This is a genomic window from Streptomyces sp. NPDC005263, from assembly GCF_042872365.1.
Classification (GTDB): Bacteria; Actinomycetota; Actinomycetes; order Streptomycetales; family Streptomycetaceae; genus Streptomyces.
Map to the genome: position 1 here is coordinate 1,223,006 of NZ_JBIAKJ010000002.1, position 24,427 is coordinate 1,247,432.

Sequence of the window (24,427 nt, forward strand, 5' to 3'; positions counted from 1 at the left end):
CGTTAACCCCCGCGCGGTCGGGCAGACTCGAAGCAAGCCCGAAGCAAACCTCCCGGGAAGAGGGTGAGTCGTGTGGACCGCTGCATCGTCCTGGTGGACGCCGGGTATCTGCTGGGGGCCGCCGCCAGTCTCCTTGCCGGGGAACCCTCGCGATCCCGTATCACCGTCGACCACGCCGCCCTCATCCAGGGACTGCGCGAACGCGCCGAGTCCGACACCGAACGGCCGCTGCTGCGCATCTACTGGTTCGACGGCGCCCCCGACCGCGTCCCCCAGCCCGAACACCGCAGGCTGCGCGTGATGCCCCGGGTCACCGTCCGGCTGGGCGCCCTGACCCGCAGCGACGGACGCTGGGCCCAGAAGGGCGTGGACGCCGCGATGCACGCCGAGCTGACCGAGCTGGCCCGCAACCGTGCCTGCTCCGACGTCGTTCTGGTCACCGGAGACGGTGATCTGCTCCCGGGCATGATGGCGGCCAAGGAACACGGGGTCGCCGTGCACCTGTGGGCCGTGCAGGCCGCCGACGGGGACTACAACCAGTCCGAGGACCTGGTCGCCGAGGCCGACGAGCGGCGCGTGCTCGACCGTACGTGGATCACCAAGGCCGTACGCGCCAAGGACCTCGGCGGGGTCTGCGCTCCGCCGCCCGTGCCGCGGCCCGAGATCGCCGCGATCCTGTCGGCGCCGCTGCCCGAGTCCGGGCTCTCCTCGGCGGCCGAGCGTTCCACCGAGGAGCCCGAGCACGCCACGGTGGCCGGTGCCTCGGAGAACGGCACCGAGGAGAGAACGCCGGCCACGAAGGGCGTACCCACGCCGAAGGACCTGGCCGCGCTGCGCGCTCCCGGTGTCCAGCCCGCCCAGCCGCCCCAGACCGCGACCCTGCGGTGGTCCTCCGACAAGGGCTGGGTCGACCGGCCCGGCGCCGCCTCCGAACCCCCCGAGGTGGCGTCCATGCCGACGCTGGCGCAGCTGACCACGGCGGAGCAGCGGTGGGCCGACCGGGAGGAGGACATCACCACGGTCGGCGGGGACCCGTTCGAGGTCGGACAGGTGTTCGCCAGGAGGTGGATGGAGCGGCTCGGGGACCAGGGGGCCAACCTGCAGAGGCTGTCCCAGATGTATCCGCGTGTCCCGCACCGCATCGACGGCGAGCTGCTGCGGTACGCGGCCCGGTTCGGGCTGCTCGCCCACAAGGACGACCAGATCGACGAGCACGACCGCTACGCCATCCGGGCCGGGTTCTGGCGGGAGATCGACCTACGGACGGCGGCGGGGCACGCCCCCGCGGCCGAGTGAGATCTTTACCGCCCACATCCCCCTTATGGACCGACCCGGGAACCGGCCGGGGCGGCGGACCACGTAGTCTCGTCACTTGTGAGTACGCGCGCGACACCGGCACTTCGGCACAGTGGTGATGTCGTGTGCGCCGTGCGCGGGCTGACCAAGACCTATCCGGCGGTACGGGGTCGGCGCGGCGTTCCCGCGACCTCCGAGGTGAGAGCCACCGACGACGTACGCCTGGACATCGGGCGCGGTGAGATCTTCGGGCTGCTGGGCCCCAACGGCGCCGGGAAGACCACCCTGGTACGGCAGCTGACCGGGCTGATGCGGCCCGACCGCGGCAGTGTCGAGATCCTCGGACACGACATCGTCCGCCACCCGGAGCGGGCCGCCCGGCTCCTCGCCTACCTGGGGCAGGAAACCTCCGCCCTGGACGAACTCACCGTGTCCCTCGCCGCCGAGACCACCGGTCGGCTGCGCGGACTGGACGCGCGGGGCGCACGGGCCGAACGGGACGCCGTACTGGACGAACTCGGCCTCGCACCGCTCGCCGGACGGCCGCTCAAGAAGCTGTCCGGCGGGCAGCGCCGACTGGCCTGCTTCGCCACCGCGCTGGTGGGGCAGCGGCCGCTGCTCGTGCTCGACGAGCCGACCACCGGAATGGACCCCGTGGCGCGCCGCGCGGTCTGGGGCGCCGTCGACCGGCGCCGCGCCGAACACGGCGCGACCGTCCTGCTCGTCACCCACAACGTCATCGAGGCGGAGACCGTCCTGGACCGGGTCGCCGTCCTCGACCGGGGCCGGGTGATCGCCTGCGACACCCCCACCGGCCTGAAGGAACAGGTCGCCGGAGAGGTGCGGGTCGACCTGGTGTGGCGCGAGACGGCTCCGCTGCACGTGCCCGAGGTCGCCGCGCTGCGCGAGCGGTCCCTGGAGTCCGGGCGCCGCTGGACCCTCAGACTCGCCCCCGACGAGGCCCGCGCGGTCGTCGCCACCGTCACCGGCGGGGCCGCGTTCGCCGCGCTGGACGACTTCACGCTCGCCACACCCAGCCTGGAGGACGTGTACCTGGCCCTGGGCGGCGCGGCGCAGCAGGGGCTGGTGAAGGCGTGAGCACGTTGAGTACGCGGACCGTCACATCCGTACGCACCAGGACGACCGCCGCAGTGAGACCGAGTGAGGGGAGCCGCACGAGGTGAGTGTCGTACCCGCCGAGGTGGTGCCGGGCAGTGCCCTGGCCGCCGAGGAGCCGGTCCGTGAGGCGACCGAGCTCGGTCCACGCGCGCGGCTGTGGCCGGCGCTGGTGGCCGTGTACCGGGCGCAGCTGTCCCGGGCACGGGTCGCGCGCATCCCGCTGCTGTTCGTGGCGACCTTCCAGTCGGTCGGGATCATGATCCTGATGCGCGGGGTCGTCGACGGCGGCGGTGAGGCGCAGGCCGTGGTGGCCGGGTCGTCGGTCCTGGTCGTCGCCTTCGTCGCGCTGAACCTGCTGGCGCAGTACTTCGGGCAGCTGCGGGGCAGTGGCGGGCTCGATCACTACGCCACGCTGCCGGTGCCGCCGGCCGCTGTGGTGCTGGGCGCGGCGGGCGCGTACGCGTCCTTCACCGTGCCGGGGACCGTGGTGACCGCGGTGTTCGGTTCCGTGCTGTTCGGGCTTCCGCTGACGCACCTGTGGATCCTCGTCGCCGTCATCCCGCTCGCGGGCGCCGCCCTCGCCGGGCTCGGGGCCGCGCTCGGGCTGCTCGCGCCGCGTCCGGAACTGGCCACGCTGCTCGGGCAGCTCGGCATGTCGGCGGCGCTGCTGCTGGGGGTCCTGCCCGCGGACCGGATGCCGGAGGCGGTGCGGTTCGCCCGGGATCTGCTGCCGTCGACGTACGGCGTCGAGGCCTTCGCGCGTACCTTCGGACCGCACCCCGACTGGGCCTTCGTCCTCGGTGATCTCGCCGTCTGCGGCGGCGTCGGCGTGGTCTCGCTGGCCGTCGCCACCTGGGCGTACCGCCGGGCGGCCGTCCGGTGACGCGCCGCACAGACGGGCCTGGCACGATGTCAGAGTGACCGCACCGTTGACTCCTCCTCCTCCGCCCCACGATCAGCCCGCGCACCGTGCGTGGCAGGGGTCGCCTCCCGGGTATGTGCCTCCCGTGCCGGACCCGGCGTACGGCGCGCACGGTTCGTACGGACAGGATGGGCCCGGGATGAAGACCGAAGTGCGGGAAGCCGCCGTGATCACGGTGGCGGTGGCGCTCTCCGGGGTGCTGCTGGGCGTGCTGTGGTGGTGGCTGGCCCCGCACGTCCCGCTGGTGGGTGACGTGGTCGACAAGAGCTGGGTCGTCTACCTGAAGGAATCCGAGGGCGAGCAGGCGGTCGGGGTCGATGGAACGTTCACCCTGCTGGGGCTGGCCTTCGGGGCGCTGAGCGCGCTCGTCGTCTTCCTGCTGCGACGGCGCGGGGGAGTGCCGCTGGTGGTGGCGCTCGGTGTCGGAGGGCTGCTGGGTTCGCTGCTGGCCTGGCGCCTCGGCGTGTGGCTCGGGCCGACCCAGGACGTGATCGCCCACGCGAAGTCCGCGGGCAAGGGAGTCACCTTCTCCGCGCCGCTGAAGCTGGGAGCCAAGGGGGCGTTGCTGACGTGGTCGCTGGCGGCCCTGGTGGTGCACCTGGGCCTGACCGCCCTGTTCGGGCCCCGGGACCCGGAGCTGCACGGCCCCTATGAGCAGGACCCCGCCCCGAAGGACCCGCACGGCGCCCCACAGGCGTGAGCCGGACACCCCCTAGGCCCCGATCAGGGTGATCCAACGGCACCGCCGTCACGCACGCCCGATGGGCGCCACCACCGCGTCCGTGAGGTCGGCCAGGTCCGACGGGGAGAGTTCGACCTCGAGGCCGCGGCGGCCCGCCGAGACGCAGATCGTCGGATGGGTGGACGCCGACGCGTCGAGGACCGTGGGCAGCTTCTTGCGCTGGCCGAGCGGAGAGATGCCGCCGCGTACGTACCCCGTGGTGCGTTCGGCGAGAGCCGGGTCGGCCATGGTGGCCCGCTTGCCGCCGGCCGCCGAGGCCAGGGCCTTGAGGTCCAGCTGGCCCGCCACCGGGACCACCGCGACCGTCAGGGCCCCGTCCACGTCCGCCACCAGCGTCTTGAACACCCGCTCCGGAGACACGCCCATGGCCTCGGCCGCCTCCTCGCCGTAGGACGGGTGGGAGGGGTCGTGGTCGTAGGAGTGGACCGTGTACGGCACCCCCGCGGCCGTCAGGGCCACCGTCGCGGGCGTGCCGCCCGACTGCTGCTTCTTCGCCTTCTTCGCCATCGCGGCCTGATCCCGCCTGTTCCGAGGTCGTGCGTCAGTTGAGACTCATCGGGCCCCGCGTCAGTTCCGACGCGGGCAACGACGGCAGGTTACGGATGATCGACGTCTCCGAGCGAAGGAGTTTCAGCTCGTCGCGCAGCCGGGACGCGGCGTCCGGGGCCTGGAGCAGGCGCTGCTTGGTCGGGGTGTCCAGCATCATTGCCGCGGCCACCAGGTAGGAGAGCACGGACGGTTCGTCCGGCAGGTCCGAGCCGGTCGACAGGGACCGCTCACGGGCGCCCGCGAGCCGCTTCTGGTACTGGCGGAAGGACCGCAGCACCCCCTCGGCCAGCGCCCCCGCCTCGTCGCCCGGCGCCTCCGGGAGCTCCTCCAGCTCGGCCGTCAGGAACGGACCCGACGCGTCCACGGACAGCAGGCGCACCCGCGTGGTGCCGGTGGCCAGGACCTCGAAGGTGCCGTCGGCCCGTTCCCGGATGGTCGCCGCGTCGGCGACGCAGCCGACACCGTGGAACGCCTTGATCGGGTCGTCGCCGAAGCCTGCCGCCGGTCCGCGCTCGGGCACGGCCGTCTGGTCCGGCAGGCCGGGGGAGGTCGTCGCCACCTCGTGGCCGTCGCGGATGGTCACGACGGCGAACTTCCGCGGCTCGTCCTCGGGGGTCTTCACCAGCTCGCGCATCATGGCGCGATAGCGCTCCTCGAAGATGTTCAGAGGAAGCACGAGCCCCGGGAACAACACAGTGTTCAGGGGGAAGAGCGGGAGCCGCACGGTGGTCACGACGCAAGAGCCTAGTGGTCGCCGGAGCGGGCACGTTCGCCGTGCTCACTTCGTGGATGGACGGACGCGGTTCGCCGACGGGTCTCGCCCCGGATCCGGTCCCGGATCCGGTCCCGGATCTCGTGGCGGATCTCCAGGAACCCGGCGAGCGGATCGTGCGAGAACCGGTCCCAGGGGAAGGAGGTGGCGTACGGGCCGATCTGGCGCAGTTGCTCCGCGGCGTCCGTCCAGCGCTCCAGCCGTACCAGGACGTACATCAGCTTGTTGCGGACCTCGGCGGGCCACGGGTCGGCCGCCGGGAAACGGGCGGAGAGCGCGATCGCCCGGTCGGCCGCCGCGTCCAGCCGTTCCCGCGTCACCTCGGGGCCGCGGCCGCCGGCCGGTCCGTGCGCGGGTCCGTCGGCCCGGCCGTGGAGCAGACCGACGGTCAGGCAGGAGAACGCCGCCCGGGCCGGCAGCGCCTGGACGAGCGAGGTGGCCGGGGCGTCGTGCGCGGCCAGCTCGGCGAAGTCGAAGCACGCGGGCAGGGAGCCCTGTGAGGACGAGGCCAGGTACCGCATGGCCGCGACATGGCAGCCGTAGTGGTGCGGGGCGCGGCGGACAGCCGCCTCCCACAGCTCCTCGAAGTACGTGTGTCCGGCGTGCGAGCCGCGCGCGTGGTCCAGCGCGATCCGCCACGGCACGGGATCGCGCAGGTCGCCGTGCCCGGCGGCGGTGATCAACGGGCTCACCTCGCGCAGCAGCTCCGCCCGCGCCGGCGACCGCCAGACGCGGTCCACCGCGAGCTGTGCGCCGACCAACAGCGCGTCCGGATCGTGCGGCGCGGCCGTGCGCCAGGCCCTGTACCACTCGTCGCGCGAACGGGCGAAGGCCGCGAGCCTTCGCAGGTGGCGGTCCCGCATCTCCCAGTCCGCGCTCGCCCGGGTGGCGCTCAGCAGCGCGGACGCGGGGCCGTACTCGCCCTGGGCCGCCGCGACCAGGGCGGGGCCCAGCCGGTGGTCGGGCGCGTCGAGCAGCACCTCGTTGTCGGCGGGAAGTCCGCCGGCCTCACGTGAGGAGGGCCGAGAGGCGCGGTTGAACGGGTGCAGCAGAGCCATGGTGTCGACCATTGAAAGTCCGCAGGTCACGCGGGCGCCAGCGGGAACGGCCAACTCGCGGAAAGTTGTACGCGCTGAGGAAAAGGGAAAGCAAAATGGTGACCGTTCAACAACTCTGGCATCACCAGCCCCTCCTGTTTCACCCGGGCCGGACAGCGGACCGGCGGACAGTGGAGGGCCCGACAGCAGACAGGTCTCAGTTGCGCCGTAACAGCCGCGTCGCCCCCGCCGCCACCGTCGTCGCCAGGATCCAGCCCAGCAGGATGATCGCGGCGGCCAGCCACTGCCAGCCGCCGCGCAGCTGCCAGAACCCGACCTGCCCGAGGTCGATGACCGGCAGAAGCAGATCCAGCGCGAACAGCGCGGGGTTCCACGGCGGATGCTCGCCGCGCTTGAGCGGTGGATGGTCGGCGTGCGCGAACGCCACCGAACTCGCCGCCCACAGCACCGCCATCCACACGGCGGCCCGGCCCGGCCGGTATCCGTAGGCGACCGTCCAGTCCTGGACGTACCCCCACAACTGGCCGGCGACCGGCAGACTCTCGCGGCGCCTGCGCTGCTTGGCGAGCAGCACCTCGCGCGCGTCCTCGTCCTCGCCGCCGGCACGCAGCACGGCGGCCAGCAGTTCGTACGGCTCCGGGTTGTACTCGGCGGTCGCCGCCGCCACCCACTCCAGCCGTTCGTTCAGCGGGAACGGGCCCCGCGGCACCAGGTTCTCGTAGGTGAAGCCGCCCATGTGCAGCCGGCCCGGCCCCGGCCAGGCGTCCGCCCGGTCCATCAGGTTGACCACCCGCGCCCCCGACAGCACCACCGCCCCCCGGGCCGGCCGCTCCCCGAGGAAGCGCAGCTCGGGCGTCTGCACGCGGCGCAGCGACAGTTCCTGCTCGTCGGTGAGGGTGAACCGGGCCCGCTCCAGGTCGACGGCGTCCCCGAACCGTCCGTCGTCCAGGCGCAGCCCGCCCTGACACTCGAAGCGCTGGATCCGCGTCCCGCGCGCGGGCGTCGTCCCGCTCAGCTGGAGGCCGCCCACGGCGGCCGGGGTGAGGTACAGCGAGCGCTCCACGGTCAGCTGGGGGGCGTTCAGGGCGAGCCGGGTGTACGGGTTGGCCAGCCGGGCGCCGCGCAGGCTCAGCGAGACGCCGATCTTGGCGCTGCGCAGACTCAGCTCGCCGTGCGACTCCAGCATCTCGGCCTGGAGGTCCTGGCCGACGGTCAGGCCGTCGGCGGCGATCGAACGGCCGCTGCGGTCGCGGTAGACGATCGCCTGGTTCATCAGCAGGTCGGTGCCTATCTGTGCGTCGGTGAGCCGGACGCCGTTGTGGAAGCGGCAGCGAGGCAGGTGCAGATCGCCCTCCGTGTGCACCCGGGCGGCCTCCAGGCGCGGCACCGAGCAGTCCACCAGCCGCAGGGTCGTGAAGTGGGCCTCCGGCAGCAGGACGTCCCGCTCGAAGCGGCAGTCGCGCATCTCGACGTACGGCACCACCGTGCCGCCCGCGAGGTCCAGGGCGCCGCTGATCTGCACGCCCACGAGCTTCAGGGAGGACACCCGACCCGCGAGCGCCGGCGGGCCGTCCAGGAGCAGCCAGCACACGATCCGTGCCCGTACGGTCCGGTCCGCGCCCCAGGGATGGCCCCCGTGCGGATCGTCGACGACGGTGTCGCCGCTGCTCAGGTCGTACACGCTGCCGTTGCGGAAGGCCTGCCACATACCGGCCTCGGCGGCGGTCAGATCACCCGGCAGGTCCCCGTCCGGGAGGCCGGCCCCCTCGCTCACCGGTCCTCTTCCTCCTCAGTGGCGTTTCCTTGTCTCATACAACCTTTCATGCCCGCTGGGTGACGCCCCGAACGCTCAACGTGAAGGCGATCTTCCAGGTTTCCCCCGGGATCCGTATCAGCCATTGATACGCGCGAACAGTGCCCGATCCGGGTCTGAGAGAATTGACCGCGTGCTGCAACATTTCCCGATGGCCCGCATCGATCTGCGCGGTGACGCCCTCCCCGAGGGCCCCGCCCTGCGCGACCTGCTGCCCCGAGCCGAGTTCGACGTTCAGGCCGCCCTGGAGAAGGTGCGCCCGATCTGCGAGGCCGTGCATCATCGGGGCGACGCGGCGATGATCGACTTCGCGGAGAAGTTCGACGGCGTGCGTCTGGCCTCGATCAGGGTCCCGGCAGAGGCGCTCACCCGGGCCCTGGCGGAACTGGACCCGGCGGTGCGCGCGGCCCTGGAGGAGTCCATCCGCCGCGCCCGGCTCGTCCACCGGGAGCAGCGGCGCGACACCCACACCACCCAGGTCGTGCCCGGCGGCGCGGTGACCGAGAAATGGGTCCCCGTCGACCGGGTCGGGCTGTACGCGCCCGGCGGCCGGTCGGTCTACCCGTCCTCCGTGATCATGAACGTGGTCCCCGCGCAGGAGGCCGGCGTCGAGTCGATCGCGCTCGCCTCCCCCGCGCAGGCCGACTTCGACGGGCTGCCGCACCCGACGATCCTCGCCGCCTGCGCCCTGCTCGGCGTCGACGAGGTGTACGCCGCGGGCGGCGCGACCGCCGTCGCGATGTTCGCGTACGGCACCGAGTCCTGCCCGCCCGCCACCATGGTCACCGGTCCCGGCAACATCTGGGTCGCCGCCGCCAAGCGCTACTTCACCGGCAAGATCGGCATCGACGCCGAGGCCGGCCCGACCGAGATCGCGATCCTCGCCGACGACACGGCCGACCCGGTGCACGTCGCCTCCGACCTGATCAGCCAGGCCGAGCACGACCCGCTGGCCGCCGCCGTGCTGGTGACCGACTCCGTCGCGCTCGCCGACGCGGTCGAGAAGGAGCTGGAGCCGCAGGTCGCCGCGAGCAAGCACGTGGAGGACCGGATCTCCCCCGCGCTGCGCGGCCGGCAGTCCGCGATCGTGCTGGTCGACGGGATCGACGAAGGGCTCAAGGTGGTCGACGCGTACGGCGCCGAACACCTGGAGATCCAGACCGCGGACGCGGCCGCGGTGGCCGACCGGGTGCGCAACGCCGGCGCGATCTTCGTCGGGCCCTGGGCGCCGGTCTCGCTCGGCGACTACGCCGCCGGGTCCAACCACGTCCTGCCCACCGGCGGCTGCGCCTGCCACTCCTCGGGCCTGTCCGTCCAGTCCTTCCTGCGCGGCATCCACATCGTCGACTACACGCGGGACGCGCTGGCCGACGTGGCGCATCACGTGGTCACGCTGGCGGAGGCGGAGGATCTGCCCGCGCACGGCGCGGCGATCAAGGCAAGGTTCGGCTGGAAGGTACCGACGAGCAAGTGAGCTTCGCAATGGACGATCTCCCCGTACGGGACGAGCTGCGCGGCAAGTCGCCCTATGGCGCGCCCCAGTTGGATGTCCCGGTACGGCTGAACACCAACGAGAACCCCTACCCGCTGCCCGAGCCGCTGGTCGAGCGGATCACCGAGCGGGTGCGCGCGGCGGCGCGGAACCTGAACCGCTACCCGGACCGCGACGCCGTCGAGCTGCGCACCCGGCTCGCCGAGTACCTGACGAACACGTCCGGCCACCAGGTCGGCCTGGCCAATGTCTGGGCGGCCAACGGCTCCAACGAGGTCATCCAGCAGCTGCTGCAGACCTTCGGCGGACCGGGCCGTACGGCGATCGGCTTCGAGCCGTCGTACTCGATGCACGCCCTGATCGCGCGCGGCACGGGCACGGGCTGGATCTCCGGTCCGCGCCACGACGACTTCACGATCGACGTCGCCGCGGCCGAGAAGGCCATCGCCGAGAACCAGCCCGACGTCGTCTTCATCACCACCCCCAACAACCCCACCGGCACCGCGGTCCCGCCGGAGACCGTCCTCGCGCTGTACGAGGCCGCGCAGGCCGCGAGGGCCGCGACCGCCGGGGCGATGGTCGTGGTCGACGAGGCGTACATCGAGTTCAGCCACGGCGACTCGCTGCTGCCGCTCATCGAGGGCCGGCCGAACCTAGTCCTGTCACGGACGATGTCCAAGGCGTTCGGAGCGGCCGGGCTGCGCCTCGGCTATCTCGCCGCGCACCCGGCGGTCGTGGACGCCGTCCAGCTCGTACGGCTGCCCTACCACCTGTCGGCGATCACCCAGGCGACCGCGCTGGCCGCCCTGGAGCACACCGACACCCTGCTCGGGTACGTCGAGCAGCTGAAGGCCGAGCGGGACCGGCTGGTCGCCGAACTCCTGGCGATCGGCTACGAGGTCACCGCGTCGGACGCCAACTTCGTCCAGTTCGGACGGTTCGACGACGCGCACGAGATGTGGCGCCGGATCCTCGACCGGGGTGTCCTGGTCCGGGACAACGGCGTGCCCGGCTGGCTGCGGGTGACCGCCGGAACCCCCGAAGAGAACGACGCGTTCCTCGACGCGGTCCGTGAGTTGAAGAAGGAGAGCGCATGAGCCGCGTAGGCCGCGTTGAGCGGGTGACGAAGGAGACCTCGGTCCTCGTCGAGATCGATCTCGACGGTTCCGGCAAGGTCGAGGTGTCCACGGGCGTGGGCTTCTACGACCACATGCTCGACCAGCTCGGCCGGCACGGTCTGTTCGACCTGACCGTGAAGACCGAGGGCGACCTGCACATCGACTCCCACCACACCATCGAGGACACCGCCCTCGCGCTGGGCGCCGCCTTCAAGCAGGCGCTCGGCGACAAGGTGGGCATCTACCGCTTCGGCAACTGCACGGTGCCCCTGGACGAGTCCCTCGCCCAGGTCACCGTCGACCTGTCGGGCCGCCCCTACCTCGTGCACACCGAGCCCGAGAAGATGGCGCCGATGATCGGCGAGTACGACACCACGATGACCCGGCACATCCTGGAGTCGTTCGTCGCCCAGGCGCAGATCGCGCTGCACGTGCACGTGCCCTACGGGCGCAACGCGCACCACATCGTGGAGTGCCAGTTCAAGGCGCTCGCCCGGGCCCTCAGGTACGCCTCCGAACGCGACCCGCGTGCGGCCGGAATTCTCCCCTCCACGAAGGGCGCGCTGTGAACGGGCTGTCCACCATCCTGATCGTCTTCGGGCTCTTCCTCCTCGGCGGCATCTACTCGTTCGTCAAGCAGAAGATGCCGAAGAACCTCATCGTGCTGCTCTCCATCGGCGCCGCGATGTGTCTGGTCGCCGGTGTCATGAGGCTGGAGGTGTGGAATTGAGCGGCTCCGCCGGGAAGCGGCAGGTCGTCGTCTTCGACTACGGCTTCGGCAACGTCCGTTCCGCCGAGCGGGCCCTCGCCCGCGCGGGCGCCGACGTCGAGATCACGCGTGACTTCGACCGGGCCATGAACGCGGACGGCCTGCTGGTGCCGGGCGTCGGGGCCTTCGCCGCGTGCATGAAGGGCCTCAGGGAGGCCCGCGGGGACTGGATCATCGACCGTCGGCTGTCCGGTGGCCGTCCGGTCATGGGCATCTGCGTCGGCATGCAGATCCTGTTCGCGCGCGGCATCGAGCACGGAGTGGAGACCGAGGGCCTGGACGAGTGGCCCGGCTCGGTCGCGCCGCTGGAGGCCGACATCGTCCCCCACATGGGCTGGAACACCGTGGACGTGCCCACCGGCTCCGAGCTGTTCGCGGGCCTGGACACGGACGCCCGCTTCTACTTCGTGCACTCCTACGCCGTGCACGACTGGAGCCTCGAGACCGCGAACCCGGCGATGCGCGCCCCGCTGGTGACCTGGTCGACGCACGGCAAGCCCTTCGTGGCCGCCGTGGAGAACGGCGCCCTGTGGGCCACCCAGTTCCACCCCGAGAAGTCCGGCGACGCCGGAGCGCAGCTGCTCACCAACTGGATCGGAACCCTCTGATGTCTTCCAACCCCCCGGGACGGCTCGAACTCCTGCCCGCCGTGGACGTCCGTGACGGCCAGGCGGTCCGGCTCGTGCACGGCGAGTCCGGCTCGGAGACCTCGTACGGCTCCCCGCTGGAGGCCGCCCTGGCCTGGCAGCGCTCGGGTGCCGAGTGGCTGCACCTGGTCGACCTGGACGCCGCGTTCGGCACCGGCGACAACCGCGCCCTGATCGGCGAGGTCGCCGAGCGCATGAAGGACCTGGACGTCAAGGTCGAGCTGTCCGGCGGCATCCGCGACGACGCCACACTGGCCGCCGCCCTGGCCACCGGCTGCGCCCGGGTCAACCTCGGCACGGCCGCCCTGGAGACGCCTCAGTGGGTCGCCGAGGTCATCGCCCGGCACGGCGACCAGATCGCGGTCGGTCTCGACGTACGGGGGACGACCCTGCGCGGGCGCGGCTGGACCCGTGACGGCGGCGACCTCTACGAGACGCTGGAGCGCCTCGACAAGGAGGGCTGCGCGCGCTACGTGGTGACCGACATCGCGAAGGACGGCACGCTGCAGGGCCCGAACCTGGAGCTGCTGAGGAACGTGTGCGCGGCGACGGACCGGCCGGTCGTGGCCTCCGGGGGTGTGTCGTCGCTGGACGACCTGCGGGCCATCGCCGAACTGGTGCCTGTCGGTGTCGAGGGCGCCATCGTCGGGAAGGCGCTGTACGCGAAGGCGTTCACCCTTGAAGAGGCCTTGGAGGCGGTGGCCAAGTGAGCGATCTGCGACGCGTCACGACCGGCGCGCCCTGGGAGGAGACCTTCGGGTACTCCCGCGCGGTGGAACTGCCCAACGGCCTGGTGCTGGTGTCGGGCTGCACCTCGATAGTGGACGGCGAGATCGCCGGCGGCGGTCCGTACGAGCAGACGGTCAACGCCTTCAACGTCGCGTTCGCGGCGCTCGGGCAACTGGGGCTCGGCCGCGAGGACGTGGTGCGGACCCGGCTGTACCTCACCCACGCCCGGGACGTGGAGGACGTCGGACGCGCTCACAAGGAGCTGTTCGACACCGTCCGGCCCGCCGCCTCGATGATCATCGTCTCCGGCTTCGTGGACCCCAGCCTGGTCGTCGAGGTCGAGGTGGAGGCGTTCCGAGGAGAGGGCACCGCATGACCCTCGCCGTACGAGTGATCCCCTGCCTGGACGTGGACGACGGCCGGGTCGTCAAGGGTGTGAACTTCCAGAACCTGCGCGACGCGGGCGACCCCGTCGAGATGGCGAAGGTGTACGACACCGAGGGCGCCGACGAGCTGACCTTCCTGGACATCACCGCCTCCTCGGGCAACCGCGAGACGACCTACGACGTGGTGCGCCGCACCGCCGAGCAGGTGTTCATCCCGCTGACGGTGGGCGGGGGTGTCCGCACCGCCGAGGACGTGGACAAGCTGCTGCGGGCGGGCGCGGACAAGGTGGGCGTGAACACCGCGGCCATCACGCGCCCGGACCTGATCCGCGAGATCGCCGAACGCTTCGGCCGGCAGGTGCTGGTGCTGTCGGTGGACGCGCGCCGTACCGAGTCGGGCTCCTTCGAGGTCACCACCCACGGCGGCCGCAAGGGCACCGGCATCGACGCCGTCGAGTGGGCGCACCGGGCCGCAGAGCTGGGCGCGGGGGAGATCCTGCTCAACTCGATGGACGCGGACGGCACCAAGGACGGCTACGACCTGGAGATGATCGCCGCCGTCCGCCAGCACGTCACGGTCCCGGTGATCGCCTCCGGCGGCGCGGGCAGGCTGACGGACTTCCCGCCGGCCGTCGCCGCGGGCGCCAACGCGGTGCTCGCGGCCTCCGTGTTCCACTTCGGTGATCTGCGGATCGGGCAGGTCAAGGACGTGCTGCGGGAGTCGGGGCACCCGGTGAGGTGACCTCGTCGGCTGCGATGTGAACCCCGGTTGCCCCAGGGCGGCCGGGGTTTCTGTTCGAGGTGATGCGAAAGGGAAGTTGCGCAAAAAATATTGTGCAACTTTCCTTTCCTGTCTACGGTGGGTCGCACGACAGGGCCAGGAGCTCGCACGACAGGCAAGGAAGTCGCATGGCAGGCAAGGAGAGGGACCGTCGGATCACCGACGTCGGGACGCTGAAGGCGCTCGCGCACCCGCTGCGGGCGCAGCTCTACCGACGGCTGATCATCGCCCGCTCGGCGACCGCCTCACAGCTCGCCGACCAGGTGGACGAGGCCGTCTCACTGGTCAGCTACCACCTGCGGAAACTGGCCGAGCACGGGCTCATCGACGAGGCCGTGGCACAGAGCGAGGACGGCCGGGAGCGGTGGTGGGAGCCGGCCTCGGACGGGGTGAGCATCCGCGACGAGGACTTCCGCGACGCCCCCGAGAAGGCCGCCGCCCACACCGCGGCCAGCAGGCTCTTCTTCGAGCAGCGCGCCGACATGTACCGCCGCTACCTCGACGAGCGCGCGCACTGGAGCGACGCCTGGAAGACCGCCTCCGACTCCTCCGAGTGGCTGCTCAGGCTCACCCCGGACGAGCTGGCCGAGCTGTCGAAGGAGATCTACGCCCTCGTCCGCCGGTACGAGGAACGCGGCCGCGCCGCCGAGGACACCGAGGACCGCGAGAACGTCGCGGTGCACACGTACGGCTTCCCGTTCCGCACCTGAGAGGACCGCCCCGTATGTCCGCCACCGCCGTCCGCCCGGGGTCCCTCACCGAGGGACCCGCCCATCGCGACCCCAACGTCCTGCGCTGGCTCGGCGGATACACCTCGTCCGCGATCGGCGACAACGTCTACTACATCGCCCTGTCCTGGGCGGCCGTACAGGCCGGCACACCCGCGCAGGCCGGGCTCGTGACGGCGGTCAGCGCCGTGCCCCGCGCGCTGCTGATGCTGGGCGGGGGAGTGGTCGCCGACCGGTACGGACCGCGTCGGGTGGTCCTCGGCAGCAGCACGGTGCGCTGCCTGCTCGTGGTCACCGCGGCCGCGATGGTTCTCGCGACCAGCCCGGGACTGTGGGCGCTGGGCGCTGTGGCGGTCCTGTTCGGCGTGGTCGACGCCGTGTTCCTGCCGGCCACGGGTGCCCTGCCCGCCCGGATCACCGGCCGCGACCAACTCGCCCGCGTGCAGGGCATGCGGGCGCTCGCGACCCGGCTCGCCAACGTCCTCGGCGGACCGCTCGGCGGCCTCGGCGTCGCCCTCGGCGGCACCGGCGGGGCGTTCGGACTCGCCGCGCTGCTGATCGGGGTGTCCCTGCCGGTGCTGTGGACCGTGCGGGTGGGGCAGCTTCCTCCGGACGAGGGGAAGGAACGCGGCGGCGCCGTCCTGGCCGACATCCGGGACGGGCTGCGGCACATCGGCCGGGACCGGGTGCTGTGCCCGCTCGTGCTCGCCATCGCCCTCGCCGACCTCGGCTTCGTCGGTCCCATGAACCTGGGCCTGACCCTGCTCGCCCAGGAACGTGGCTGGGGGTCCTCCGGCATGGGCTGGGTGCTCGCCGGGTTCGGCACCGGCGCCGGGGCCGCCTCACTGCTGCTGACCCTGCGCGGGTGGGTGCCGCGCGCCGGGCTCGTCATGGCGGTGGCGGAGATCGGCGGCTGCCTGGCCATCGCCGGGCTCGCCCACGTGCCGACCGTCGTCGGCGCGACCTGCGTGGCCCTCGCCGTCGGCCTGCTGGCCGGGCTGGGCGGCGCCCTGAGCGGCGCCCTGGTGCAGGCCCAGGCGGGCCCCGCCTACGTCGGACGCGTCACCGCCGTCTCGAGCCTGGTCGGCTTCGGCGTCGCCCCGCTCACCTTCCCGCTGGTCGGCGCGGCCACCGACCGGTGGGGCACCGGCCCCGTCTTCGCGGCCTGCGCCGCCCTGTGCGCGCTGGGCGGCGTCCTCGCCCTGTGCTCCCGCTCCCTGCGCCGCGCCGAACTGCCCCGCTGACCCTCGCCAGTCCTCGCCCTCAGCCCTTGGCCCTCAGCCCTTCGGCTGCACCAGCTGCACGAGGTTGCCCACCGTGTCGTCGAGCACGGCCGCGACGACCGGCCCCTGCCCCCTTGGTTCCTGGGTGAACGCGACGCCGAGCCCGCGCAGCCGCTGGTACTCCGCCTCGATGTCGTCGACGGAGAACACGATGCAGGGCAGGCCCGCCTCACGGACCGCCCTGCGGTACGGGTCGGCGATGGGGCCCTGGCCGGGCTCCAGCAGCAACTGGAGGTCCTGCTGGGCCCCGTTCGCGGCGCCCACCGTGACGAACAGCGTGCCGTCGCCGAGGTCCATGTGGATACGGGTCTCGAAGCCCAGCACATCCGTGTAGAAGGCGTGGGCCTTGGACACGTCGTCGACGTAGACGCTCGTCATCGCCACCTTGATCATGACCGGGCCCTCTCAGATCCCGAGCTGCCTGCCGGCGTGCAGCTGGGTGATGGCGTCCTTCTCCCCCTCCAGCTCCACGTCGGCGGCGTCCTGCCGGCCGTACAGGAACAGCAGCAGCTCCGACGGCTCCCCGGTCGCCGTCACGACGGGCGTGCCCCGGTTGGCGACCGCCGTACGACCGTCCCCGCGACGCAGCACCAGGCCGGTCGGGACGCCGCGGCCCATCAGACGGGCGGTGCGCTCCAGACGGGACCACAGGGCGTCCTGGAAGACCGGGTCGAGCTCGCGCGGCGTCCAGTCCGGCTGGGCACGGCGGACGTCCTCGGTGTGGACGTAGAACTCGATCGTGTTCGACGCCTCGTCGAGCTGCTTGAGCTGGAAGGGTGAGAAACGCGGCGGGCCGGTCCTGATCAGCTGGATCAGTTCCTCGTACGGCTTGGCGGCGAACTCCTCCATCACCTTGTCCAGACGGGACGCGAGCTGTTTGATCAGGATGCCGCCGGCGGCGTCGGGGCGGCGCTCGCGCACCACCACGTGCGCGGCCAGATCCCGGGTCTGCCAGCCCTCGCAGAGGGTCGGGGCCTCGGGACCCGCGGTTTCCAAGAGGTCGGCGAGCAGGAGCCGTTCACGCTTGGCGAAAGTGGACATGCAGTCAGCCTACGACCGCCCAGCGGGTCCGCCCAGTGGACGCCCCGCCGTCACTGTCAGTGGCGCGCGGCACAATGGCACCCATGACCAGCAAGCCCGCCCGCCGCCCGGCCACCGCCCCTCCCGGAGACGCCTCGCGCCACCGCTCTCCGTCCAGCGGCCTCGACCCCGAGATCGCCGCCCGCCTCAAGCGCAGCGCCGACGGCCTCCTGCCCGCCATCGCCCAGCAGTACGACACCGGCGAGGTGCTGATGCTCGGCTGGATGGACGACGAGGCGCTGCACCGCACCCTCACCACCGGCCGCTGCACCTACTGGTCCCGCAGCCGCAGCGAGTACTGGGTCAAGGGCGACACCTCCGGCCACTTCCAGTGGGTCAAGTCCGTCGCCCTCGACTGCGACGCGGACACCGTGCTGGTCAAGGTCGACCAGGTGGGCGCCGCCTGCCACACCGGCGCCCGCACCTGTTTCGACGAGGACGTCCTCAAGGCCGTCGAGGGCGCCGATTCCGACGCGGCGCCCTCCGCTCAGTAAGGTCAGCCGCCATGGACCTCGAGACCTTCCGCAAGCTGGCCATCGACCGGCGGGTCATCCCCGTCACCCGCAAACTCCTCGCCGACGGCGACACCCCGGTCGCGCTCTACCGCAAGCTCGCCGCCGAGCGCCCCGGCACCTTCCTGCTGGAGTCCGCGGAGAACGGCCGCACGGCGTTCCAGTGGTCCCGCTACTCCTTCGTGGGCGTCCGCAGCGCCGCCACCCTCACGGTGCGCGACGGACAGGCGCACTGGCTCGGCACCCCGCCCGTCGGCGTCCCCGTCGACGGCGACCCCCTCGCCGCCCTGCGCGCCACCATCGAGGCCCTGCACACCCCCCACCAGGAAGGCCTGCCGCCCTTCACCGGCGGCATGGTGGGCTACCTCGGCTACGACATCGTGCGCCGCCTGGAGAAGATCGGCCCCGGCGAGCGGGACGACCTGCGGCTGCCGGAGCTGACCATGCTCCTCACCAGCGACCTGGCCGTGATGGACCACTGGGAGGGCTCGGTCCTGCTGATCGCCAACGCGATCAACCACAACGACCTCGCCACGGGCGTCGACGAGGCGTACCACGACGCGGTGGCCCGCCTGGACGCCATGGAGGCCGACCTCTCCCGCCCGGTGGCCCAGCCCCCGGCGGTCCTCCCGCCCTCCGAACTCCCCGAGTACACGGCCCTGTGGGGCGGCCCCGACTTCCAGGAGGCCGTCGAGGACGTCAAGGAACGCATCCGCGCGGGCGAGGCCTTCCAGGTCGTCCCCTCCCAGCGCTTCGAAACGCCCTGCACCGCGAGCGCGTTGGACGTCTACCGGGTGCTGAGGGCGACCAACCCCTCGCCGTACATGTACCTGTTGCGTCTCGACGGGTTCGACATCGTGGGATCCAGCCCGGAAGCCCTGGTGAAGGTCGAGGACGGACAGGCGATGGTCCACCCCATCGCCGGCACCCGGCCCCGCGGCGCCACCCCGCAGGAGGACCAGGCCCTGGCCGACGAACTGCTCGCCGACCCCAAGGAGCGCGCCGAGCACCTCATGCTCGTCGACCTGGGGCGCAACGACCTGGGGCGGGTCTGCGAGCCCGGCTCGGTCGAGGTCGTCGACTTCATGTCCGTCGAGCGGTACTCGCACGTCATGCACATCGTCTCGACGGTCACCGGCAAGGTCGCCGGGGGCCGTACCGCCTTCGACGTGCTCACCGCCTGCTTCCCGGCGGGCACGCTCTCCGGCGCGCCCAAGCCCCGCGCGATGCAGATCATCGACGAGCTGGAGCCCTCCCGGCGCGGCCTGTACGGCGGCTGCGTGGGCTATCTGGACTTCGCCGGCGACTCCGACACCGCCATCGCCATCCGCACCGCCCTGCTCCGCGACGGCACCGCGTACGTCCAGGCGGGCGCGGGCATCGTCGCCGACTCGGACCCGGTCGCCGAGGACCAGGAGTGCCGCAACAAGGCGGCGGCGGTCCTGCGCGCGGTGCACACGGCCAACCGGCTGGGCAAGTAGGGCGCTTCGTGGCAATGGGGCGCTTCTCACTCGGCCCCGGGTGACCGTTCGCCCGGGGTTCAGGCGATAGTGGGGTACGTGACTGCTGTACCGCACCCCCGTTCCGAAGCCGCCGGCCCCGCCCGGGGCGGCCGCCGAAGCCTTGCCGTAGCTCTGCTGTCCGGCGCGCTCGGCGCTGCCGTGGCACTGCTGGCCACCCGCCAGCAGTGGTCGCAGGGCACCGCGACGGTGGCCGGCGGCGACTTCCCGCTGACCGCCACCGGCAGCGACGTCACCGGCGTCCCCGCGGCCCTCGCCATAGTGGGCCTCGCCGCGCTCGTCGCCGTCTTCGCGGTGCGCCGGGCCGGCCGCTTCGCCGTCGCCGCCCTGCTCGCGCTCTCCGGCGCCGGCACCATCGCCGCGGCCCTGCTCGGCGCCTCCGACTCCACCGCGCTCGACGAGAAGGCCGCGGAGGCCTCCGGGGACACCTCGGCCACCGTGGAATCGCTGACCCACACCGCCTGGCCGTATGTCGCGGCCGTCGGCGGCCTCCTGCTGCTGCTCGCCGGACTGCTCGCCCTGCGCTACGGCCGCCTGTGGCCCGCGATGTCCGGCCGCTACGAACGCTCGGGCGCCCCCCGCCCCCGGCGCACGGCCGCCGCCGACCCCGACCGGCCCGAGGAGCTGTGGAAGGCCCTCGACCGGGGCGAGGACCCCACCGGGGCATAGCTTCCGACCCGCCGGAACACCCGCAGGGCAGGCCCAGGCGGCAGGGAGTCCGACGGACCGGCGCACGAGGGCGACCCCCGAAGAGTCCGCCCGCGCGCGTACGGGATGATGGACCCTGAGCGTCCGGCTCAGACACGTACACAGCAACGAGGAGCAAGTCATGGCGGGCAGCAGCCACGGTCACACCCCGGCCGCCTGGACCGGTGTCACGATCGTCTTCATCGGTTTCTGCGTGGCGGGCGCCTTCATGGTGCTGGCCGAGCCCGCGGGCTTCTGGGCCGGTATGGCGATCACGGTCCTCGGCGGCGTGGTCGGCTGGATCATGAGCGCGATGGGCCTGGGCATGCCGAAGCAGACCCACCCGGTGCACCAGGGCGCCGAGCAGCCCGAACCGGCCGGCGCCGAGAGCTGAACCCCCTGCGGCGCGACAGCGCGCTCGTACGGTCATGGAGGGGCGACCCGGCGATGCCGCCGGGGCCGCCCCTTCCGCGCGCGTACGGCCGGGGCGCGGCACAATGCCAGACGTGAACGCCGACAGCCTGCACAGGGCGACAGGGACACGGTCCGGCGCCCGGGGCGTGGCGGCCCGCCTTGCGGTGCCCGCCGGGACCCTCGCCGCGGTCGCCGGAGCCTTCGCGTACGTGGGGACCGTGGACCCCAACCAGCCCGGCCACTACCCCGTCTGCCCGCTGCTGCGCTACACCGGCCTGTACTGCCCGGGCTGCGGCGGGCTGCGCAGCGCGCACGCCTTCGTGCACGGGGACTTCCTGACGGCGCTGCACGCCAACGCCCCGGCCGTCGTCGGCTATCTGGGGTTCGCCGTCCTGTGGACGGTCTGGGTGGCGCACGCCGTGCGCGGACGGCGGCTGCGGATCGATCCCGCCCCGGCGCTCGTCTGGACGCTGGGCGCGTTGCTGCTGGTCTTCACGATTGTCCGGAACCTGCCGTTCGGTGGCTGGCTCCACCCTTGATCAACTGTCGGAGGTCCAGGTAGTGGGACCGACGTCAACCGGATGTGAGGCCTACGCCCTCCTCCGGATACCATCGCAGTGACCATCGGTTTTCTTCTCGTCCGCGCCCGATGGGGCGGACCGGGTGACGGAAGCCGGACCGTGAACAGTCAACCGTCTGGAAGGGGGCCGCTCGCGTGAGTGTGCTCGACGAGATCATCGACGGAGTCCGTGCCGACCTCGCGGAGCGGCAGGCGAGCGTCAGCCTCGACGAGCTCAAGGAACGCGCGGCGAAGGCCCCCGCAGCCAAGGACGGGGTGGCCGCGCTGCGCGGCGACGGCGTCAAGGTGATCTGCGAAGTCAAGCGTTCCAGCCCGTCCAAGGGCGCGCTGGCCGCGATCGCCGACCCGGCCGGGCTGGCCGCGGACTACGAGGAGGGCGGCGCGGCCGTCATCTCGGTCCTCACCGAACAGCGCCGCTTCGGCGGCTCGCTGGCCGACCTGGAGGCGGTCCGCGCGCGGGTGGACATCCCCGTACTGCGCAAGGACTTCATCGTCACCTCCTACCAGCTCTGGGAGGCCAGGGCCTACGGCGCCGACCTCGCGCTGCTGATCGTCGCGGCCCTCGAGCAGTCGGCCCTGGAGTCCCTCATCGAGCGCGCGGAGTCCATCGGACTCACCCCCCTCGTCGAGGTGCACGACGAGGACGAGATCGAGCGCGCCGTGGACGCGGGCGCGAAGGTGATCGGCGTCAACGCGCGCAACCTGAAGACGCTGGAAGTGGACCGCGGCACGTTCGAGCGGATCGCCCCGGAGATCCCCGCCCACATCGTCAAGATCGCCGAGTCCGGTGTCCGCGGCCCGCACGACCTCATCGCGTACGCCAACGCCGGCGCCGACGCGGTCCTGGTCGGCGAGTCCCTGGTCACCGGCAAGGACCCGAAGACGGCGGTCTCCGACCTGGTCGCGGCGGGCGAGCACCCCGCACTGCGACACGGACGCGGCTGACGCCCCGGTACCCTGAGCGACGATGAACCTGACGACCGCCCTGACAGCCAGGGACCCGTACGCCCGCCTCGCGCGCGGCTGCCGGCCCCGAGGCTGTCGTGCGCCCGCGCGCAGGGTGCATGGTCGGCGCGTCCGGTACGTCATCGGTGACGAGCCGGGCCAGGTGAACGGTATGCGATGGCAGCGCGCCCTTCAGGGGCGCGGGGAACTGCGCGACCAGCCGCACACGGCCTGAGGTCGTACGACAAGCCCTGCCCCCACGGCGATTGGTGTCCATCCGAACACTCACCGTGAGGTTTCCGCATGCCCAGCGACTTCTTCATCCCCGACCCGGACGGTCGGATCCCCAGCGCCGAGGGCTACTTCGGCGCGTTCGGCGGCAAGTTCATCCCGGAGGCCCTCGTCGCCGCCGTGGACGAGGTGGCCGTCGAGTACGACAAGGCCAAGCACGACCCCGAGTTCGCTCGCGAACTCGACGATCTGCTCGTGCACTACACCGGCCGGCCCAGCTCCCTCACCGAGGTGCCGCGGTTCGCCGAACACGCGGGCGGCGCCCGGGTGTTCCTCAAGCGCGAGGACCTCAACCACACCGGCTCGCACAAGATCAACAACGTGCTCGGCCAGGCGCTGCTCACCAAGCGCATGGGCAAGACCCGTGTCATCGCCGAGACCGGCGCCGGTCAGCACGGTGTCGCGACGGCCACCGCCTGTGCGCTGTTCGGTCTCGAGTGCACCATCTACATGGGCGAGATCGACACCCAGCGGCAGGCGCTGAACGTGGCCCGGATGCGCATGCTCGGCGCCGAGGTCATCGCCGTGAAGTCCGGCAGCCGCACGCTGAAGGACGCGATCAACGAGGCGTTCCGCGACTGGGTCGCCAACGTCGACCGCACCCACTACCTGTTCGGCACGGTCGCCGGACCGCACCCCTTCCCCGCCATGGTCCGTGACTTCCACCGGGTGATCGGCGTCGAGGCGCGACGCCAGCTGCTGGAGCAGGCCGGACGGCTGCCGGACGCCGCGGTGGCCTGCGTCGGCGGCGGCTCCAACGCCATCGGTCTGTTCCACGCCTTCATCCCGGACGAGACCGTCCGCCTGATCGGCTGCGAACCCGCCGGGCACGGCGTCGATACCGGCGAGCACGCGGCCACGCTCACCGCGGGCGAGCCGGGCATCCTGCACGGCTCACGCTCGTACGTCCTCCAGGACGAGGAGGGTCAGATCACCGAGCCGTACTCGATCTCGGCGGGTCTGGACTACCCGGGCATCGGACCCGAGCACGCCTACCTCAAGGACAGCGGCCGCGGCGAGTACCGCGCGGTCACCGACGACGCGGCCATGCAGGCGCTGCGTCTGCTGTCGCGCACCGAGGGCATCATCCCGGCCATCGAGAGCGCGCACGCGCTGGCCGGCGCCCTGGAGGTCGGCAGGGAACTCGGCGGTGACGGCCTGATCGTGGTCAACCTGTCCGGCCGCGGCGACAAGGACATGGACACCGCCGCCCGCTACTTCGGCCTGTACGACAGCGACGCCGATGCCGAGGTCGCCGCCAACGCGGCCGACACCGCCGAGATCGAGGGGGACGCCAAGTGAGCGGCACCATCCAGCTGTTGACGGACACCCTCGCCGCCGCGAAGGCGGAGGGGCGTTCCGCGCTGATCGCCTACCTCCCGGCCGGGTTCCCGACCGTGGACGGCGGCATCGAGGCGATCAAGGCCGTCTTCGACGGCGGCGCCGACATCGTCGAGGTGGGTCTGCCGCACAGCGACCCCGTCCTCGACGGACCGGTCATTCAGACCGCCGACGACATCGCCCTGCGCGGCGGCGTCAAGATCGCCGACGTCATGCGGACCGTCCGGGAGGCCCACGAGGCGACCGGGAAGCCGGTGCTCGTGATGACGTACTGGAACCCCATCGACCGCTACGGCGTCGAGCGCTTCACCGCCGAACTCGCCCAGGCGGGCGGCGCGGGCTGCATCCTGCCCGACCTGCCCGTGCAGGAGTCGGCGCTGTGGCGGGAGCACGCGGAGAAGCATGGTCTCGCCACGGTCTTCGTGGTGGCGCCCAGCAGCAAGGACGGACGGCTCGCCGAGATCACCGCGGCGGGCAGCGGGTTCGTCTACGCCGCCTCGCTGATGGGGGTCACCGGCACCCGCGCGTCGGTCGGCGCGCAGGCGCAGGACCTGGTCGAGCGGACCCGGGCCACCGGCACCGACCTGCCCGTCTGTGTGGGCCTCGGGGTCTCCGACGCCGGACAGGCCGCCGAGGTGGCCGGATTCGCCGACGGCGTGATCGTCGGCTCGGCCTTCGTCAAGCGGATGCTGGACGCGCCGGACCACGCGGCCGGAATCGAGGCGGTCCGCGCGCTCGCCGGTGAGCTCGCCCAGGGCGTGCGCGGAAGGTCGTAACAAGACCGGACATATCGTGCGGGTCACTCGAACGGGTGGACCTGGGACCGGGGAGGCGCGGTGCGCCTCCCCGGTTC

Annotated in this window: 29 protein-coding genes; 23 read left to right on the forward strand and 6 right to left on the reverse strand. The window is 72.3% G+C overall.

Features of this window, described 5'->3' with window-relative positions; genetic code table 11:
• Positions 1-72 precede the first annotated feature (72 nt).
• The 4 genes from ACFYRY_RS12725 to ACFYRY_RS12740 all read left to right on the forward strand — a co-directional run bounded on the left by ACFYRY_RS12725 (position 73) and on the right by ACFYRY_RS12740 (position 4,037).
• On the forward strand, positions 73-1,296 hold the full coding sequence (locus ACFYRY_RS12725; protein WP_389143229.1) for an NYN domain-containing protein: 1,224 nt from the start codon (positions 73-75) through the stop codon (positions 1,294-1,296).
• Between the two features lie 123 nt (positions 1,297-1,419).
• A complete protein-coding gene (locus ACFYRY_RS12730; protein ID WP_389143231.1) occupies positions 1,420-2,394 on the forward strand; it encodes an ABC transporter ATP-binding protein in 975 nt (324 codons plus the stop codon).
• A gap of 82 nt (positions 2,395-2,476) precedes the next feature.
• Positions 2,477-3,298: an ABC transporter permease gene (locus ACFYRY_RS12735; protein ID WP_389143234.1), complete on the forward strand. Its 822-nt coding sequence runs from the start codon at positions 2,477-2,479 to the stop codon at positions 3,296-3,298.
• Positions 3,299-3,332: 34 nt separating this feature from the next.
• Complete coding sequence (locus ACFYRY_RS12740) at positions 3,333-4,037, forward strand: AAA family ATPase (protein WP_389143237.1); 705 nt, start codon at positions 3,333-3,335, stop codon at positions 4,035-4,037.
• A gap of 48 nt (positions 4,038-4,085) precedes the next feature.
• Here the strand turns inward: ACFYRY_RS12740 and ybaK are convergent, their stop codons facing one another.
• The 4 genes from ybaK to ACFYRY_RS12760 form a co-directional block, all read right to left on the reverse strand.
• Positions 4,086-4,586, reverse strand: coding sequence for a Cys-tRNA(Pro) deacylase (gene ybaK / locus ACFYRY_RS12745; RefSeq protein ID WP_389143240.1), 501 nt, complete (start codon positions 4,584-4,586; stop codon positions 4,086-4,088).
• Positions 4,587-4,620: 34 nt separating this feature from the next.
• Entirely contained in the window at positions 4,621-5,361 is a 741-nt protein-coding gene (locus ACFYRY_RS12750) for an LON peptidase substrate-binding domain-containing protein (RefSeq protein WP_389143243.1), read from the reverse strand.
• Positions 5,362-5,372: 11 nt separating this feature from the next.
• The gene (locus tag ACFYRY_RS12755) at positions 5,373-6,470 is read right to left on the reverse strand and encodes a hypothetical protein (RefSeq protein ID WP_389143246.1); all 1,098 of its coding nucleotides are present in this window, start codon (positions 6,468-6,470) and stop codon (positions 5,373-5,375) included.
• A gap of 184 nt (positions 6,471-6,654) precedes the next feature.
• Complete coding sequence (locus ACFYRY_RS12760) at positions 6,655-8,232, reverse strand: oxidoreductase (protein ID WP_389143249.1); 1,578 nt, start codon at positions 8,230-8,232, stop codon at positions 6,655-6,657.
• Positions 8,233-8,422: 190 nt separating this feature from the next.
• Between ACFYRY_RS12760 and hisD the strand changes: the two genes are divergently transcribed.
• From hisD to ACFYRY_RS12810, 10 genes are all read left to right on the forward strand, one after another.
• The gene (gene hisD / locus ACFYRY_RS12765; RefSeq protein WP_389143252.1) at positions 8,423-9,745 is read left to right on the forward strand and encodes a histidinol dehydrogenase; all 1,323 of its coding nucleotides are present in this window, start codon (positions 8,423-8,425) and stop codon (positions 9,743-9,745) included.
• 8 nt (positions 9,746-9,753) lie between these two features.
• Positions 9,754-10,860: a histidinol-phosphate transaminase gene (locus ACFYRY_RS12770; protein ID WP_389143764.1), complete on the forward strand. Its 1,107-nt coding sequence runs from the start codon at positions 9,754-9,756 to the stop codon at positions 10,858-10,860.
• The gene (gene hisB, locus ACFYRY_RS12775) at positions 10,857-11,450 is read left to right on the forward strand and encodes an imidazoleglycerol-phosphate dehydratase HisB (protein WP_123988567.1); all 594 of its coding nucleotides are present in this window, start codon (positions 10,857-10,859) and stop codon (positions 11,448-11,450) included. The genes ACFYRY_RS12770 and hisB overlap by 4 nt, the downstream gene beginning before the upstream one ends.
• On the forward strand, positions 11,447-11,611 hold the full coding sequence (locus ACFYRY_RS12780) for a hypothetical protein (protein WP_356767108.1): 165 nt from the start codon (positions 11,447-11,449) through the stop codon (positions 11,609-11,611). The genes hisB and ACFYRY_RS12780 overlap by 4 nt, the downstream gene beginning before the upstream one ends.
• Positions 11,608-12,258 carry an imidazole glycerol phosphate synthase subunit HisH gene (gene hisH, locus ACFYRY_RS12785; protein ID WP_389143256.1) on the forward strand — a complete coding sequence of 217 codons (651 nt, stop codon included), beginning with the start codon at positions 11,608-11,610 and terminating at the stop codon, positions 12,256-12,258. The genes ACFYRY_RS12780 and hisH overlap by 4 nt, the downstream gene beginning before the upstream one ends.
• Positions 12,258-13,007, forward strand: coding sequence for a bifunctional 1-(5-phosphoribosyl)-5-((5-phosphoribosylamino)methylideneamino)imidazole-4-carboxamide isomerase/phosphoribosylanthranilate isomerase PriA (priA, locus tag ACFYRY_RS12790; protein ID WP_389143259.1), 750 nt, complete (start codon positions 12,258-12,260; stop codon positions 13,005-13,007). The genes hisH and priA overlap by 1 nt, the downstream gene beginning before the upstream one ends.
• Positions 13,004-13,402 (forward strand): RidA family protein, encoded by a 399-nt coding sequence (locus tag ACFYRY_RS12795; protein ID WP_389143261.1) that lies wholly within the window; start codon positions 13,004-13,006, stop codon positions 13,400-13,402. Before priA ends, ACFYRY_RS12795 begins: the two co-directional genes overlap by 4 nt.
• Positions 13,399-14,154 carry an imidazole glycerol phosphate synthase subunit HisF gene (hisF, locus tag ACFYRY_RS12800; protein WP_389143263.1) on the forward strand — a complete coding sequence of 252 codons (756 nt, stop codon included), beginning with the start codon at positions 13,399-13,401 and terminating at the stop codon, positions 14,152-14,154. Before ACFYRY_RS12795 ends, hisF begins: the two co-directional genes overlap by 4 nt.
• A 167-nt stretch (positions 14,155-14,321) precedes the next feature.
• A complete protein-coding gene (locus tag ACFYRY_RS12805; protein ID WP_389143265.1) occupies positions 14,322-14,903 on the forward strand; it encodes a helix-turn-helix domain-containing protein in 582 nt (193 codons plus the stop codon).
• A 14-nt stretch (positions 14,904-14,917) separates the two neighbouring features.
• Positions 14,918-16,165, forward strand: coding sequence for an MFS transporter (locus ACFYRY_RS12810; RefSeq protein ID WP_389143267.1), 1,248 nt, complete (start codon positions 14,918-14,920; stop codon positions 16,163-16,165).
• A gap of 33 nt (positions 16,166-16,198) precedes the next feature.
• Here ACFYRY_RS12810 and ACFYRY_RS12815 read toward each other — a convergent pair whose 3' ends face one another.
• Both ACFYRY_RS12815 and ACFYRY_RS12820 read right to left on the reverse strand, forming a co-directional pair.
• Entirely contained in the window at positions 16,199-16,597 is a 399-nt protein-coding gene (locus ACFYRY_RS12815; RefSeq protein ID WP_389143270.1) for a VOC family protein, read from the reverse strand.
• Between the two features lie 12 nt (positions 16,598-16,609).
• Positions 16,610-17,245 (reverse strand): TIGR03085 family metal-binding protein, encoded by a 636-nt coding sequence (locus ACFYRY_RS12820; RefSeq protein ID WP_389143273.1) that lies wholly within the window; start codon positions 17,243-17,245, stop codon positions 16,610-16,612.
• 83 nt (positions 17,246-17,328) lie between these two features.
• On the opposite strand from ACFYRY_RS12820, the gene hisI reads away from it, so the two are divergent.
• The 9 genes from hisI to trpA all read left to right on the forward strand — a co-directional run bounded on the left by hisI (position 17,329) and on the right by trpA (position 24,350).
• On the forward strand, positions 17,329-17,778 hold the full coding sequence (gene hisI, locus ACFYRY_RS12825; RefSeq protein ID WP_389143276.1) for a phosphoribosyl-AMP cyclohydrolase: 450 nt from the start codon (positions 17,329-17,331) through the stop codon (positions 17,776-17,778).
• 11 nt (positions 17,779-17,789) lie between these two features.
• Positions 17,790-19,277 (forward strand): anthranilate synthase component I, encoded by a 1,488-nt coding sequence (locus ACFYRY_RS12830; protein ID WP_389143279.1) that lies wholly within the window; start codon positions 17,790-17,792, stop codon positions 19,275-19,277.
• 69 nt (positions 19,278-19,346) lie between these two features.
• Positions 19,347-19,985 carry a TIGR02234 family membrane protein gene (locus tag ACFYRY_RS12835; RefSeq protein WP_389143282.1) on the forward strand — a complete coding sequence of 213 codons (639 nt, stop codon included), beginning with the start codon at positions 19,347-19,349 and terminating at the stop codon, positions 19,983-19,985.
• Between the two features lie 160 nt (positions 19,986-20,145).
• Entirely contained in the window at positions 20,146-20,397 is a 252-nt protein-coding gene (locus ACFYRY_RS12840; protein WP_389143285.1) for an HGxxPAAW family protein, read from the forward strand.
• Positions 20,398-20,500: 103 nt separating this feature from the next.
• Positions 20,501-20,956, forward strand: coding sequence for a DUF2752 domain-containing protein (locus ACFYRY_RS12845; RefSeq protein ID WP_389143287.1), 456 nt, complete (start codon positions 20,501-20,503; stop codon positions 20,954-20,956).
• Positions 20,957-21,132: 176 nt separating this feature from the next.
• Entirely contained in the window at positions 21,133-21,942 is an 810-nt protein-coding gene (gene trpC, locus ACFYRY_RS12850; protein WP_389143290.1) for an indole-3-glycerol phosphate synthase TrpC, read from the forward strand.
• A 22-nt stretch (positions 21,943-21,964) separates the two neighbouring features.
• Positions 21,965-22,177 carry a tryptophan biosynthesis modulator TrpM gene (trpM, locus tag ACFYRY_RS12855; RefSeq protein WP_389143293.1) on the forward strand — a complete coding sequence of 71 codons (213 nt, stop codon included), beginning with the start codon at positions 21,965-21,967 and terminating at the stop codon, positions 22,175-22,177.
• Positions 22,178-22,245: 68 nt separating this feature from the next.
• On the forward strand, positions 22,246-23,535 hold the full coding sequence (gene trpB, locus ACFYRY_RS12860) for a tryptophan synthase subunit beta (RefSeq protein WP_389143296.1): 1,290 nt from the start codon (positions 22,246-22,248) through the stop codon (positions 23,533-23,535).
• Positions 23,532-24,350 (forward strand): tryptophan synthase subunit alpha, encoded by an 819-nt coding sequence (gene trpA / locus ACFYRY_RS12865; protein WP_389143299.1) that lies wholly within the window; start codon positions 23,532-23,534, stop codon positions 24,348-24,350. The genes trpB and trpA overlap by 4 nt, the downstream gene beginning before the upstream one ends.
• The last annotated feature ends 77 nt before the right edge of the window (positions 24,351-24,427 follow it).